Annotated in this window: 13 protein-coding genes; all 13 read left to right on the top strand. The window is 59.9% G+C overall.

The genetic code is table 11. The features are described 5' to 3' along the window. The first annotated feature begins 36 nt into the window (after window positions 1-36). Window positions 37-2,124 carry a flagellar biosynthesis protein FlhA gene (flhA, locus tag EDF70_RS07110; RefSeq protein ID WP_132272674.1) on the top strand — a complete coding sequence of 696 codons (2,088 nt, stop codon included), beginning with the start codon at window positions 37-39 and terminating at the stop codon, window positions 2,122-2,124. Between the two features lie 52 nt (window positions 2,125-2,176). Further along, window positions 2,177-2,938 (top strand): flagellar biosynthetic protein FliR, encoded by a 762-nt coding sequence (locus tag EDF70_RS07115; RefSeq protein ID WP_132272675.1) that lies wholly within the window; start codon window positions 2,177-2,179, stop codon window positions 2,936-2,938. 10 nt (window positions 2,939-2,948) lie between these two features. Next, complete coding sequence (locus tag EDF70_RS07120) at window positions 2,949-3,359, top strand: hypothetical protein (protein ID WP_132272676.1); 411 nt, start codon at window positions 2,949-2,951, stop codon at window positions 3,357-3,359. Between the two features lie 130 nt (window positions 3,360-3,489). Further along, window positions 3,490-4,038: a rod-binding protein gene (locus tag EDF70_RS07125; protein WP_132272677.1), complete on the top strand. Its 549-nt coding sequence runs from the start codon at window positions 3,490-3,492 to the stop codon at window positions 4,036-4,038. A gap of 25 nt (window positions 4,039-4,063) precedes the next feature. After that, complete coding sequence (locus EDF70_RS07130; protein WP_132273667.1) at window positions 4,064-4,429, top strand: hypothetical protein; 366 nt, start codon at window positions 4,064-4,066, stop codon at window positions 4,427-4,429. Beyond that, complete coding sequence (locus EDF70_RS07135) at window positions 4,429-4,974, top strand: hypothetical protein (RefSeq protein WP_132272678.1); 546 nt, start codon at window positions 4,429-4,431, stop codon at window positions 4,972-4,974. The genes EDF70_RS07130 and EDF70_RS07135 overlap by 1 nt, the downstream gene beginning before the upstream one ends. A 152-nt stretch (window positions 4,975-5,126) precedes the next feature. Continuing rightward, complete coding sequence (locus EDF70_RS07140; protein ID WP_132272679.1) at window positions 5,127-5,813, top strand: hypothetical protein; 687 nt, start codon at window positions 5,127-5,129, stop codon at window positions 5,811-5,813. Window positions 5,814-5,928: 115 nt separating this feature from the next. Beyond that, window positions 5,929-7,701: a hypothetical protein gene (locus tag EDF70_RS07145; protein ID WP_132272680.1), complete on the top strand. Its 1,773-nt coding sequence runs from the start codon at window positions 5,929-5,931 to the stop codon at window positions 7,699-7,701. Window positions 7,702-7,827: 126 nt separating this feature from the next. Then, window positions 7,828-8,727 carry a bifunctional methylenetetrahydrofolate dehydrogenase/methenyltetrahydrofolate cyclohydrolase FolD gene (folD, locus tag EDF70_RS07150; RefSeq protein ID WP_132272681.1) on the top strand — a complete coding sequence of 300 codons (900 nt, stop codon included), beginning with the start codon at window positions 7,828-7,830 and terminating at the stop codon, window positions 8,725-8,727. A 117-nt stretch (window positions 8,728-8,844) separates the two neighbouring features. Next, window positions 8,845-10,206, top strand: a complete 1,362-nt coding sequence (locus EDF70_RS07155) for an ABC transporter substrate-binding protein (RefSeq protein WP_132272682.1) — start codon at window positions 8,845-8,847, stop codon at window positions 10,204-10,206. A 201-nt stretch (window positions 10,207-10,407) separates the two neighbouring features. After that, a complete protein-coding gene (locus EDF70_RS07160; RefSeq protein ID WP_132272683.1) occupies window positions 10,408-11,421 on the top strand; it encodes a sugar ABC transporter permease in 1,014 nt (337 codons plus the stop codon). A 1-nt stretch (window position 11,422) separates the two neighbouring features. Beyond that, window positions 11,423-12,619: a carbohydrate ABC transporter permease gene (locus EDF70_RS07165; RefSeq protein ID WP_132272684.1), complete on the top strand. Its 1,197-nt coding sequence runs from the start codon at window positions 11,423-11,425 to the stop codon at window positions 12,617-12,619. A 52-nt stretch (window positions 12,620-12,671) separates the two neighbouring features. Next, window positions 12,672-14,330, top strand: coding sequence for an alpha-glucosidase family protein (locus EDF70_RS07170; protein ID WP_132272685.1), 1,659 nt, complete (start codon window positions 12,672-12,674; stop codon window positions 14,328-14,330). The last annotated feature ends 9 nt before the right edge of the window (window positions 14,331-14,339 follow it).

Genomic DNA, 14,339 nt, shown 5'->3' on the forward strand with positions numbered 1-14,339 from the left:
TATCCCGTCGCCTTCTCATGAAGAGACGGAAGACCCATGGCGCAACCACCTGCACTGTCCATTCCGAAGGTCGCCCCGAAAGGGCGTGATATCGGCCTCGCGCTCGGTATCATCGGGATTCTCTGCATCCTTTTCCTGCCGATCCCGACCTTCCTGATCGACCTCGGCCTGGCTTTCTCGATCGCATTTTCGGTGCTGATCCTGATGGTGGCGCTGTGGATCCAGAAGCCTCTGGATTTCTCGTCCTTCCCGACCATTCTCCTGATTTCGACGATGGTGCGCCTGTCGCTCAACATCGCGACGACCCGTGTCATCCTTTCGCACGGTCACCAGGGGCATGATGCGGCCGGTGGCGTCATCGCGGGTTTCGCCAATCTCGTCATGTCCGGCGACTTCCTGATCGGTCTGATCGTCTTCCTGATCCTGATCACCGTCAACTTCATCGTCATCACCAAGGGCGCCACCCGTATCGCGGAAGTCGGCGCCCGCTTCACCCTCGACGCCATTCCCGGCAAGCAGATGTCGATCGATGCCGACCTTGCATCGGGTACGATCGACGAGAAGGAAGCGCAGCGCCGCCGCTCCGAGCTCGAAGAAGAAAGCATGTTTTTCGGCGCCATGGACGGTGCCTCGAAATTCGTGCGCGGCGATGCGATCGCCGGCCTGATCATCACCGCCATCAACATCTTTGGCGGCATCATCATCGGTTATTTCCGCCACGGCATGGAAATCGGCGAGGCCGCCGACGTTTTCGTCAAGCTCTCGGTCGGTGACGGTATCGTCTCGCAGATCCCGGCGCTGATCGTGTCTCTTGCTGCGGGCCTTCTGGTGTCGCGCGGCGGCACTGCCGGCCCGACCGACAAGGCGCTGGCCGAACAGCTCGGCGGTTATCCGCGCGCACTTGGCATGTCGGCCGGCCTGATGATTGTTCTGGCGGTCGTGCCGGGCCTGCCGATGCTTCCCTTCCTCGCACTTGGCAGTGCTCTGGGCTTTGGTGCCTGGTACATTCCCCGTCAGCTGGAAGCGGAAAACAAGCTGGCGCGCGAGACCGAAGAGAAGAAGGTCGTCCAGACCAAGGAAGCCGAACGTGACTCTGTCAAATCGGCTCTGAAAACCGCCGAAATCGAACTGGCGCTCGGCAAGCAGGTCTCCACCCGTCTGCTGGGTGCCCATCAGGAACTGGCCTTCCGCGTCGGCAAGATGCGCAAGAAGTTTGCCAGCCAGTACGGTTTCGTCGTTCCCGAGATCAAGGTTGCCGACGATATCGGCATTCCGGAAAAGTCCTACCAGATCCGCATTCACGGCACGACCATTGCGTCCAACACGCTGCGCGTCGGTGATGTCATCGTCGTCACCGGTTCCGGCCGCAAGCCCTCCATTCCCGGCGACGACATCCGCGAACCCGCTTTCGGCATGCCGGCGGTGGCGATCCTCGAAACCTTCGCCGAAGATCTGAAGCGCGAAGGTTTTCACCCGATCGACAACGTCTCGGTGGTGCTGACGCATCTGTCCGAAGTGATCCGCAACAACCTGCCGCAGCTTCTGTCCTACAAGGACCTGAAGATCCTCATCGATCGCATGGACCCGGAATACAAGAAGCTGGCGGACGAGATCTGCTCGTCGCACATGTCCTATTCGGGCCTGCAGGCGGTGCTGAAACTGCTGCTGGCCGAGCGTGTCTCGATCCGCAACCTGCACCTCATCCTCGAAGCCGTTGCCGAACTTGCACCGCATGTGCGCAAGACCGAACAGATCGTCGAGCATGTCCGCGTGCGCATGTCGCAGCAGCTCTGCGGCGATCTGGCCGACAATGGCGTGCTGCGTGTGCTTCGCCTCGGCAGCAAGTGGGATATGATCTTCCACCAGGCGCTCAAGCGCGATGCTAAGGGTGAAGTCGTCGAATTCGACATCGATCCGCGCGCACTGGAAGAGTTTTCCGAGCAGGCCAGCCAAACAATCCGTGAATTCATGGATCGTGGCCTGCCTTTCGTTCTTGTCACGTCGCCGGAAACACGCTCCTATGTCCGCATGATCATCGAGCGTCTGTTCGCAACGCTTCCGGTCCTTTCCCATGTGGAACTGGCCAAGGGGCTGGAGATCAAGATTCTCGGCGCCATTTCGTGACGGTGCGCGCGGCCGCACAAGGCCGCGCAAAAACCGTCTCAAGGAAGTTTTCATGTTCAGCGGTCCGATAGACGCGCAAGGCATCATACTGACGCTGTTCCTGTGCTTTTGTCGCATGGGCGCCTGCATCATGGTCATGCCCGGTTTTTCCAGCGCGCGTCTGCCGCCGCAGCTCAGGCTTCTGCTGGCCGTCGCGGTGTCGCTGGCCATCATGCCGGTTCTCTGGGACACCATCTATCCGCGCGTCGCCAATCCGGGCCCGGCCTATGTCGGCCTGATCGTCTCGGAAGCATTTGTCGGCGTCATCTATGGCCTGATTGCCCGCATCTACGTCATCGGGCTGCAGTTCGCCGGCACGATCATCAGCCTGTCCATCGGCTTCAACGCACCGGGTGGCACCGACGTGCTGGAAGACATGCCTGAAAACCAGTTGATCAACCTGATCAGTTTCGGCGGTCTGATGGTGTTGTTCCTGCTCGATTTTCACCACATCATGTTCCGGGCGCTGGTCGATTCCTATGGTGTGACGCCGGTCGGTGCGATCATCGAACCGCAGAAGATGCTGATCACGCTCACCGATACGCTGCGCGCCTCGACGATGATCATGATGCGGCTGGCCGGTCCCTTTCTGTTGTTCGGCATGATCTTCAACATCGCCATCGGCTTGATCAACAAGCTGGCCCCGCAGGTGCCGGTGTCGTTCATCTCGGCGCCGTTCCTGTTGTTTGGCGGGCTTTTCCTGCTTTATCTTTCCATCGGCGCGATGGTTCGGCAGTTTGCCGAAGGTTTCGTGCCGGTCTTCACGTCATTCTGAGGAGTGAAACATGGCCGGCGGCGAACAGACACGATCGAAAAAGCTCAAGCGCCTCGTCAATCTGCAGCGGCATATGGAAAAGATGGCCGAGAATGATCTGGCCGCCACCGGCCGCCAGATCGTCGAGGTCAATCAGTCCAAGGAACAGGTGATCGAGGCCATCGGTTCGATGACACCGATCCACATGCAGTTTTCGCATAATTACGCCGGCCGCTTCGGCAGGCTGATGGTGCGCGAGAAGCAGTTGACCGATATCCAGAAGGCGCAGGAAGTGCGTGTCATCAAGGAGCGCACCAAGGGCGACCGGCTGGAGGACCAGATGAAGGAAGCCCGTGAGGCGGAGGATCGGGAGAAGGACGACAACGCCATCTACGACCTGCTGGAAATCACTCTGGCGACCGGCGGCACCAAGTCCTACTGACGTAAACATTTGGCATCTGTCAGTTTTTGCGGAATTTTCCGCTTAAAATCGACTTTCTGGATCCACGCCAGCCTGCAGCAAGCTTCACCCGGCATAGTCCGCTCCAAGTTTTCTTATTTCAGGAGCTGACGTGGCTATATCTCCTCCAAGCGACCTCGTGCTTGACGTGCTTCGCGCCGCCGACCCGACGGACGTTCAGGCAGCGCAGGCCAAGCTTAAGGCCAACAAGGCAGCATTTGCCGCCAACAGCCTTGCCGAGGCCGGCGCAGGCTTTGGCGCAGCACTAGACACATCGGCCTTCAAGGCCGGTCTCGGTCGCGTCGATAAATCCGCAAAGACGGCTGAAATGCCCGAGGAATATCGCAAGTTCGAGGCGACGATCCTGCAGAACTTCGTCAACACCATGATGCCGAGCGACAGCGAAAACGTCTACGGCAAGGGGTCGGCCGGCGAGTTCTGGAAGAGCATGATGTCGGAACAGATTGCCGACAGCATGTCGAAGAAGGGTGGCATCGGCATTGCCGAGCAGATGTATTCGCAGGCGCTTGATCGCCTGGATACCAAGAAGGCGCTCAACGCCACGACGGATGAAGACGATCGCGCCCGCGCAACCAGCATGATCGAAGATTTCCAGCGCAAGACGTTGAGCACGGAAGAAATGAAGCAGGGGGAGGTTTGATATGACAAAAGCAGGAATGGAACATATGGAAATGGTTTCCAGTGATTATCGCATCAAGACGGTTCTCGGCCGCCTGGAGATGATCATCGACAACGAAAACCAGCGGATCGGTCACGATCCCGAGTTCGACTTCAAGGTATCGAACGCCCACAAGAGCCGCTGCCTTTACGAACTGACCATGCTGTTTCGCAGCTCCGACCCCAAGGAACTCGCCACCAACCACGTCGATCAGCTGCATGCGCTGAAGGCCAAGCTCAAGGTCAATGCCCGCCGCGTCGAAGCCCATCTCAATGCCGTGCGTACGGTTGCCGATCTCTTGAAGAATGCCGTGCGCGATGCAGACGGCGACGGTACCTATACGCAGGAACAGTTCTTTTATAGCGAGGCCTGATGGTCAAGCTCATCCTCACCGGTCTCTGGGTCTGCGTCGTCACGCTCGGTGCCGTCTACTTCTCCGTCAAGGCAGCGGCTCCGCCGCCGCCGCTGGATGAAGAGGCGCAGCGACTTGCCAGCATGCAGGTCGTGAAGGGCGAAGTGATCAATGTGCCGCTGCTCGCCAACGGTGCGGTCAACGGCTATTTCATCACCCGCATTTCCTTCCTGATGGACAAGGAAAAGATGCATGTCGTCGCCCAGATGCCGCTGACGGAGATGATGACCGACGAGCTTTATACGCTGCTCGTCGGCAACAAGATGATCGATCTTGCCAATACCAAGGCGTTCCAGCTCGACGCCTTCAAGCAGAAGATCAAGGACGGCCTCAACCAGAAAATGGGCGACGGCACCGTTACCGACGTGATGGTCGAGCAGATCGACTATCTCGGCAAGGACGATATCCGCGACAATACCACGCGTTCGGCCAAGAACCAGGTCGCCCCGACCAAGATCGTCGAGGGCACGCCGGTCGCAGCACCTGCCGCCGCGAGCGGTCACTGACCAGACAACCGCACAGGCCTTGGAAATAGGGCCTGTGCGTTCTGGTTAATCAGCTCTTAAAATCTGTCATCGGATTGGAATGGTTCGTTTAAACGCGATTTCATCATCGCGTGATACAGCTTGTCGCATGCTTCCACCTGGCTGAAATGGCGATGATGCGACCCGCTCCACTTCCGATTTCCCGACCTGCTCATTCCGGTGTTTTCGCGCGTCTCGAACCGAAAGGCGAGTGGACTGCCGCAGCCTATCCGGACGGTTTTCGCAAGCTGTTTGGCGTGCAGATCTGCGATATGGAATGGACCGAGGCTCTCACCTATGTGGAGCTGATCTCCAACCTGCGGCAAAACCCGCGGACCTTGTCCTTCATCGACGGCCAGACCGCGCTTCGCCTTCCCATCGACGCCGATTGCCGCGCCGTTCTTGGCAACCGCATCCTGTTGCCGGCCAGCCGCACGCTGGCATTGATGGCCCGTTGGCAGGGCGGTGGGCCGCTGAAAACCAGTTTCGACGCCGCACGGTTCGTGGATGCGCTGCTGACCTTTGTGCCGCGTTGCCATGTCGCTCTGGTCGGCAGCCGCTTTGCGCGGCTTGACGCGACGCGTCAGCATCTGTCGCAACATGCTCCCTGGCACATGTTTTCCATCGTCCGGGCCGCGGATATCGGCGGCGGTATCGTTGAAAACAGTGCCGTTGCCGGCTTTGTCGGCGCCGTGCCGGATCTGGTGATCGTCGATGCCGATGGTTACGAGGATGAGGCCCGTTTCGAAAAGGCCGTGGGTCTGCGCCACAATGGCCTGATTGTCATGGCCGGAGCAGCCTTCGACAATCGCAACTCCTGATCCATGCCATGTAGGCCTGTTTCTCCATTTTGGTGCGCCCCAGCGCGACGTTAACGATTTGTTTGCCAGAAAACTTTAGCATGTCTTAATCATAGACAAGCGCGGTTCGGCACACATGTTTGCATCGGAACATATCGAGCGATCGCACCCGCTGAACGATGCGGGCAGCGGCAAGACACGCAAGCTGCTGCTGGCGCTCACCACATCGGCACTCGTCGTTGCAGGCGCCAGCGCGCCGCAGCTTCTCGGCCATGATTTCACCCGAAAATACGCTGTCGAAACGACCATCGGTGTCGATGCCGCCGGCCTGTCGAAGACGGAAAAGCAGCGCGCCATTACCGAAGCCGGCAAGGCCGTGCGCTCTGCCGCCAATCTCGATGGCATGGCGCGCAGGCTGGACCTTGGTCGCGATGAGGAATTTGCAGTCGCCGCCCCGAGTGCGCTCGGCGTCGTGTCCGACATCTTGACCGGCAAGGCGATGACGGCCTCTGCCGCCGATGCCAAGCTACGAGAGCATCTTTCCGCCGCCTTTACCGCAACGCCGGACGCAAGCGGCAACCGTATCGTCATTTCCGTCGAAACCACGGATGCGAGAAAGTCGACACGCATTGCCCGCGCCGTTGCCGAAACCTATCAGCGCGAACTTGCGGGCGCCGCGGTGAGTTCGGCCCGCAACCGGACGGCGCAGCTCGAGCGCAGCATGCAGGATGCCGAGGCCGCCGTATCGCAGGCGCTTGCCAACGGCGGGGACCGGCACGAGGAAGAGCGTCTTACTCTTGAGCAGGACATCGCAACGCTGGAAACGACCGTCACGCAGCTTCGCGATGACCTCAAGACCGTCTCCGCGACATCGCTCGCCGATGTGTTGGCCAAATCCCTGTCTTCGGCCTTCGATTATTCCGGCATCGACCAGATGCGCCAGATGCATGTGGATGCCAAGCTGGTTGTGGATCAGCTGTCCGCCAGCCTCGGGCCACGCCATCCACGCCTTCTGGCGGCACAGGCAGCGCTCAGTGAGGTGAGCAGCAAGATCGATGCCGCCCTGAAAAGTCTTTCCTCCTCGCTGAAACAGCGGGAAGCCACTGCAACCAGGGAACTGGCCGAGCTGAAGGCGCGGCAACAGAAGATTGCCGCAACGCCGCCTTCGCCCGAAACGCTGGCCCTTGCCGAGCTGCAGGCCAAAGCCGACAAAGCCCGCAAGGATTATTTCGACTGCGTCCAGCGCCTCGATGCCGTGGCCGTGGCCGGCCCGATTTCCGTCAAGACGGTTGCGCCGGCAAATGCGGCATCGGCCGAACCCGTCGGCCTGCCGATGTGGATGTTGTCAGCCATTGGCGCCGCTCTCGGGCTTGGTTTTGGTGTGGTTCTGGCCTTCGCCATTCCGCGCAGGTCGGAAGACGACGATCTTTATGCCTTGTCCTCCGATGAAGCCGAGGACGACCTGTTCGACGGCGAAGAGATCGATCTGTTGCAGCCGGCTCCGGTCGTTCATGCCGCGCGTGTCGCGCCTCCTGTCGTTGCCGCTGTCGCGACGCAGGATCTATCGGCAAGCGTCTATCTTCACGACGCCGATGCCTATGCTTATGCCGATGAAGAGCGGCAAGAGTTTTTCGAAGACGATTATCCGGTTGCCGCCAACAGTGCCACGCCGCTGGCCGATCGTGTCCGCGAACTGCTGCTGGCCAATCGCATGAGGGAAGAGGACGCCGAAGCACATCTTCCGCCACTCGTTGCCGCCGTCATGTCGGGTGGCGTCAGCGTTGCGCCACACTACGATGGCGAGACGGAAGAGGAAGCGCGCAAGACAGCCGAGCTTCGCCACGACATCATGTCCCTGCGCGAACGGGTTGCCGAATTCAACGAACGCCGCGCCGCCGGGCAGCGCTGATACGCATCCATTCACGTCGCGAATGGTGTATCGTTTGTCCGCCGCGAAGCTTGCCATTCGATACATTTCCCAGCATACGCCTTCTGCTTAGGCAATGTTCACGAACTTTCGGGAAGCGAGGCGCGCATGGCAACGGTAATCGACGGCAAACTGGCGGCTGAAAAGGTCATCGCCACGGTCACGCAAGCGTCCGCCACGCTGGAAAGCGAAAAGGGCGTGCGCCCCGGTCTCGCCGTCGTCATCGTTGGTGACGATGCCGCCAGCCACACCTACGTCGCCGCCAAGAGCCGCATGGCCAAACAGTGCGGCTTCAACTCCATCCAGCACAGCCTCCCCGGCGATACCACGCAGGAAGCGCTTGAGGCGCTGGTTTCCGAACTCAATGCCGACCCGGCCATTCACGGCATTCTCGTGCAGCTGCCGCTGCCAAAAAATCTCGACAGTGAGCGTGTGACGCAACTCGTCGCGCCGGAAAAGGACGTTGACGGCCTGCATGTCGTCAATGCCGGCAAGATCGCCACCGGCGATTTCGAAACCGGCCTCGTGTCCTGCACCCCGGCCGGCTCCATGCTTCTGGTCAAGCAGATTTTGGGTGAAGACCTCTCCGGTCTCAATGCTGTCGTCATCGGCCGCTCCAACCTGTTTGGCAAGCCGATGGCGCTGCTTCTGCTTGCCGCCAATGCCACGGTGACGATGGCGCATTCGCGCAGCAAGGATCTCGCCTCGATCTGCAAAAATGCCGATATTCTGGTTGCGGCTGTTGGACGCAGCGAAATGGTCAAGGCCGATTGGGTCAAGCCCGGCGCCACGATCATCGATGTCGGCATCAACCGCATTCCGGCCCCTGAAAAAGGGGAGGGTAAAACCCGTCTCGTGGGTGATGTTGCCTTCGCCGAATGCGCGGAAGTGGCAAATGCCATCACGCCGGTGCCCGGTGGCGTCGGTCCGATGACCATCGCCATGCTGATGGCCAACACGGTTGTCGCCGCCAGTCGCGCCCTCGGAGTGGCGATCCCTAAATTCTGAAAGATCACGGGGGGTTGACTCCTCCGTCAGCGCCTTATGTCTTCTACACATGGTACGTTTCGTACTGCGGTGGAGAAGCGCGGCAACGCGACCGCGCATGAAGGCGGGAGGCTGACGATGAAACTGTCTTATCTGATGGGAACGGCACTGGCGGCGCTGGTGGCAACGGGAGCGGTTGCGCAGGAACTGAAATTCGAGCCCGGCAAGGACGCGAAATTCAACTGGAAGAGTTTTGAGGATTTCAAGGCGGCGCATGGCGATCTCAAGGGCCAGTCGCTGACCCTGTTCGGCCCGTGGCGCGGTGAGGACGAAGTGCTGTTCAACAGCGTGCTTGCCTATTTCAACGCCGCGACCGGCGCGAACGGCAAATATTCCTCCTCGGAAAACTACGAGCAGCAGATCGTCATCGATACGCAGGCCGGTTCGCCGCCCAATATCGCCATCATCCCGCAGCCCGGTCTTCTGGCCGATCTCTCCGCCAAGGGTTTTCTGACACCACTCGGTCAGGAAACCCAGGATTGGGTCAAGACCAATTACGGCTCCGGCGAGGACTGGGTGAAATACGGAACCTACAAGGGCAAGGACGGCAAACAGGCCTATTTCGGTTTCCCCTTCAAGGCCGATTTCAAGTCGATGGTCTGGTATGTGCCGGAAAACTTTGAGGAAGCCGGTTACGAAGTCCCTAAGACCATGGAGGATCTGTTCAAGCTCTCCGACCAGATCGTCGAGGATGGCGGCGTGCCGTGGTGCATCGGTCTCGGTTCCGGTGGTGCCACCGGCTGGCCGGCCACCGACTGGGTGGAAGACCTGATGCTGCGCACGCAGACGCCGGAAACCTATGACAAGTGGGTGTCGAACGAGATCAAGTTCGATGATCCGGCCGTGGTCGGCGCCATCGAGGAATTCGGCAAGTTCGCCAAGAACGACAAATATGTCTCCGGTGGTGTGGCAGCGGTTGCCTCCACCGATTTTCGTGATAGCCCGAAGGGGCTCTTCGACATTCCGCCGAAATGCTACCTGCACCATCAGGCGTCCTTCGTGCCGTCCTTCTTCCCGCCGGAGAAGGAACTGGGCGTCGATGCCGACTTCTTCTATCTTCCGACCTATGCCTCCAAGCCGGAACTCGGCACGCCGGTTCTCGGCGCCGGCACATTTTTTGCCGTCACCAAGGATTCACCGGCGGCAAAGGCCTTCATCGAATTCCTGAAGACGCCGATCGCACATGAGGTCTGGATGGCACAGGCGTCGTTCCTGACACCGTACAAGGGCGTCAAGCCGGAAGCCTATGCCAATGACGTGCTGCGCAAGCAGGGCGAACTTCTGACCACCGCAACCACCTTCCGTTTCGATGCATCCGACCAGATGCCGGGCAAGATCGGTGCCGGTGCCTTCTGGACCGGCATGATCGATTATGTCGGCGGCAAGGATGGCAAGACCGCGGCGGGTGAGATCCAGAAAGCGTGGGATGGGTTGAAGTAGGGCCTGCCCGCATAAGGATCGAACGAAACGTGTGAACACCCCCTCATCCGGCCCTTCGGGCCACCTTCTCCCCGCTGGGGAGAAGATATGAAGCCGCAGCCGTGCCGGTCATCCTCTCCCCAGCGGGGAGAGGTCGCCGAGCGAAGCGGAGGCGGGTGAGGGGGAAAGCCGCACGAGAACGGCACAAAGGGGAGGGTAACAATGATCTCGCAGATCGTATCGGCCATCGGTGTCATGGTCGCCGGCGTGTTCGCCTGTGCGCTGTATTACTGGCTGTCCGACAAGCTTCTGTCGCTGGCACTGCCGGTGCCGGAGGGGAATGTCCGGCAGGCCTCGATCAATCTCAACCGCCGCGCCACCATCCGCCCGTGGCTGTTTTTAGGCCCCGCGCTGATCCTGCTCGGCGTCTATCTCATCTATCCGGTGATCGCGACCTTCATCCTCTCCTTCTATGATCGTTCCGGCGACTATTACGTCGGTTTCGCCAATTACCGCTGGGCGTTTTTCGACCAGCAGTTCCGCCAGTCGATCTTCAACAACATCCTCTGGCTGGCCGTCGTGCCGGCCGCCTGCACCTTTTTCGGCCTCGTAATCGCGGTTCTCACCGACCGCATCTGGTGGGGCAATATCGCCAAGAGCATCGTTTTCATGCCGATGGCGATCTCGTTTGTTGGCGCTTCAGTGATCTGGAAGTTCATCTACGAATTCCGTGGCGGCAACGAAACGCAGATCGGTCTGCTCAACGCCATCGTGAAGGCCGTCGGCGGCGATCCGCAGATCTGGATCTCGCTGCCCTTCTGGAACAGCTTCTTTCTGATGATCATCCTCATCTGGATCCAGACCGGCTTTGCCATGGTCATCCTGTCGGCAGCCCTTCGTGGCATTCCGGAAGAAACCATCGAGGCGGCCGTCATCGACGGCGCCAATGGCTGGCAGATCTTCTGGAAGATCATGGTGCCGCAGATCTGGGGCACGATCGCCGTCGTCTGGACGACGATCACCATTCTGGTCCTGAAGGTCTTCGATATCGTGCTGACCATGACCAATGGTCAATGGAACACGATGGTGCTCGCCAACCTGATGTTCGACTGGATGTTCCGGGGTGGCGGTGACAGCGGCCGAAGTGCGGTCATCGCGCTGGTCATCATGCTGGCGGTGACGCCGATCATGATCTGGAACATCAGGCAGGCACATCGCGATGCGGAGGGACACTGACATGGCCGCAACTGCAACCGTCTCTTCCGCCGCATCCTCTTCCATCGGCACGCGCCTGCGCCGCATGGGCCTGCCGCGGCTTTTCCTGCATCTGTCGGTGCTCGCCATCGTCATCCTGTGGCTGATCCCGACGCTCGGTATTCTCGTCACCTCGGTGCGCGACAAGGAGCAGATCACCGCCACCGGCTGGTGGACGGCCTTCAACGGTTCCACCCAGATGGAAGCCGTGCGGCTGGCCGATCCTTCCACGCAAAAGGAGGAGGGCGGCCGCTTCGTCATTGCCGGCTCCATCTTCGAGGGTAATGCCACCGGCACCGTCAGCGCTTTTGGCGTGCGTGTACAGGATCCGTCCGCCTTCGAGATCGGCAAAGCCGCCGATATCGGCGATGGCGAAACCCTGCAGATCAATCAGGACGGCTCCTACGTCTACAGCAAGGGTGCCGCCTTCGACGACAAGCGCCCGAAGCGCGTTTATGTCTCGCTCGCCACCGCGCCGGAATTCACCTGGCAGAACTATCGCGACGTGCTGACCTCGGCCGGCATCGGCCAAGCCTTCGTCAATTCACTGACCGTCGCCATTCCCGCCACCGTCATCCCGATCCTGATCGCGGCTTTCGCGGCCTATGCATTGTCATGGATGCATTTTCCGGGTCGGGCGCTGCTGATCGCCGTCGTCGTCGGCCTCATCGTCGTGCCGCTGCAGATGGCGCTGATCCCGCTTCTGACGCTCTATAACGATATCGGCGCCTTCTTCGGCATCAATGCGCGCTCCTATGTCGGCATCTGGCTGGCGCATTCCGCCTTTGGCATGCCGCTCGCCATCTATCTGTTGCGCAACTATATCGCCGGCCTGCCCAAGGAAATCATCGAATCCGCCCGCGTCGATGGCGCCAGCGATTTTGAAATCTTCGTGAAGATCGTGCTGCCTTTGTCCTTCCCGGCGCTCGCCTCCTTCTCGATCTTCCAGTTCCTGTGGACATGGAACGACCTGCTGGTCGCCATGGTTTTCCTCGGTACCGGCAAGGATCAGCTGGTGCTCACAGGTGCGCTCAATGCGCTTCTGGGCTCCATGGGCGGAAAGTGGGAAATCCTCACGGCCTCCGCCTTCATTACCATCATCGTCCCGATTCTCGTCTTTTTTGCCCTGCAGCGTTACCTCGTGCGGGGACTTCTCGCCGGTTCGGTGAAGGGCGGCTGACGCCTTTCACACCATCACACCCAGACAGCATTTCTATCTACAGGATTTTCGAATGAGCAATGTAACGCAGATGACCGAAACGCCGCTCGACAAGGACTGGTGGCGTGGTGCGGTCATCTACCAGATCTATCCGCGTTCCTATCAGGACAGTAACGGTGATGGCATCGGCGACCTGAAGGGCATCACCGCGCGCCTGCCGCATATCGCGGCTCTGGGTGCCGATGCGATCTGGATTTCGCCCTTCTTCCCGTCGCCGATGAAGGACTTTGGCTACGACGTTTCCAACTATGTCGATATCGACCCGATGTTCGGTTCGCTGTCGGATTTCGATGCGCTGATTGCCGAGGCGCACCGCCTGAAAATCCGCGTCATGATCGATCTCGTCATGTCGCACTCGTCGGATCAGCACGCATGGTTCATCGAAAGCCGCTCGTCGCGCTTCAACCCCAAGGCCGACTGGTATGTCTGGGCCGATGCCAAGCCGGACGGTTCGCCGCCCAACAACTGGCTGTCCATCTTCGGCGGGTCCGCATGGCACTGGGACCCGACCCGCATGCAATATTACATGCACAATTTCCTCACCTCGCAGCCGGATTTGAACCTGCACAATCCGGAGGTTCAGGATGCGCTGCTGGATGTCACCCGCTTCTGGCTGCAGCGCGGCGTCGATGGCTTCCGCCTCGACACGATCAATTTTTACTTCCACGACAAGGAACTGCGCAACAACCCGGCGCTCGATCCCTCGCGCCGCAATGCCTCCACCGCACCGGCGGTGAACCCCTACAATTTCCAGGAACACCTCTACGACAAGAACCGCCCGGAAAACCTCGAATTCCTGAAGCGTTTTCGCGCAGTGCTCGATGAGTTCCCGGCGATTGCCGCCGTCGGCGAAGTCGGCGACAGCCAGTATGGTCTGGAAATCGTCGGCCAGTACACGTCCGGCGACGACAAGATGCAGATGTGTTACGCCTTCGAATTCCTGGCGCCGGATTATCCGACAGCCGCCCGCGTCGGCGAAGTGCAGAACGCCTTTTCCGCTGCCGCACCGGAAGGCTGGGCCTGCTGGGCTTTCTCCAACCATGATGTGGTGCGCCATGTCAGCCGCTGGGGCGCCGACGTTCTCGACCGCGATGCCTTTGCCAAGATGCTGGCGGCACTTCTCTTCACCCAGCGTGGTTCGGTCTGCATCTATCAGGGCGAAGAGCTGGGCCTGACCGAAGCCGATATCGCCTATGCCGATCTGCAGGACCCTTACGGCATTCAGTTCTGGCCGGAATTCAAGGGCCGCGACGGTTGCCGCACACCGATGGTCTGGGATGCGCAGGCGCTGCAGGCGGGTTTCTCGACGGCGGAAAAGACATGGCTACCGATCCCGGTCGAGCACCAGATCCGCGCCGTCAGCGCGCAATATGGCGATCCGGATTCCGTGCTGGAACAGTACCGCCGCTTCATCACCTTCCGCAAACAGCATCCGGCTTTTTCCAAGGGCGAGATCCGTTTCCTGACGGCGGAAGGCACGACCCTGATCTATGAGCGGAGTTTTGGCAACGAAACGCTGCTCTGCGTGTTCAACATGGGGCCGGATGGCCAAAGCATTCCGCTGCCGCAGGGCGACTGGCAGAAGCTGGAGGGCCACGGCTTTTACAGCACGGTCGATAACAGAAACGTCGAACTGCCGGCCTGGGGCGCTTATTTCGCAAGGCTTGGCTGATAAAAAAGG

This window comes from Neorhizobium sp. JUb45, assembly GCF_004343585.1.
Lineage (GTDB): Bacteria > Pseudomonadota > Alphaproteobacteria > Rhizobiales > Rhizobiaceae > Neorhizobium.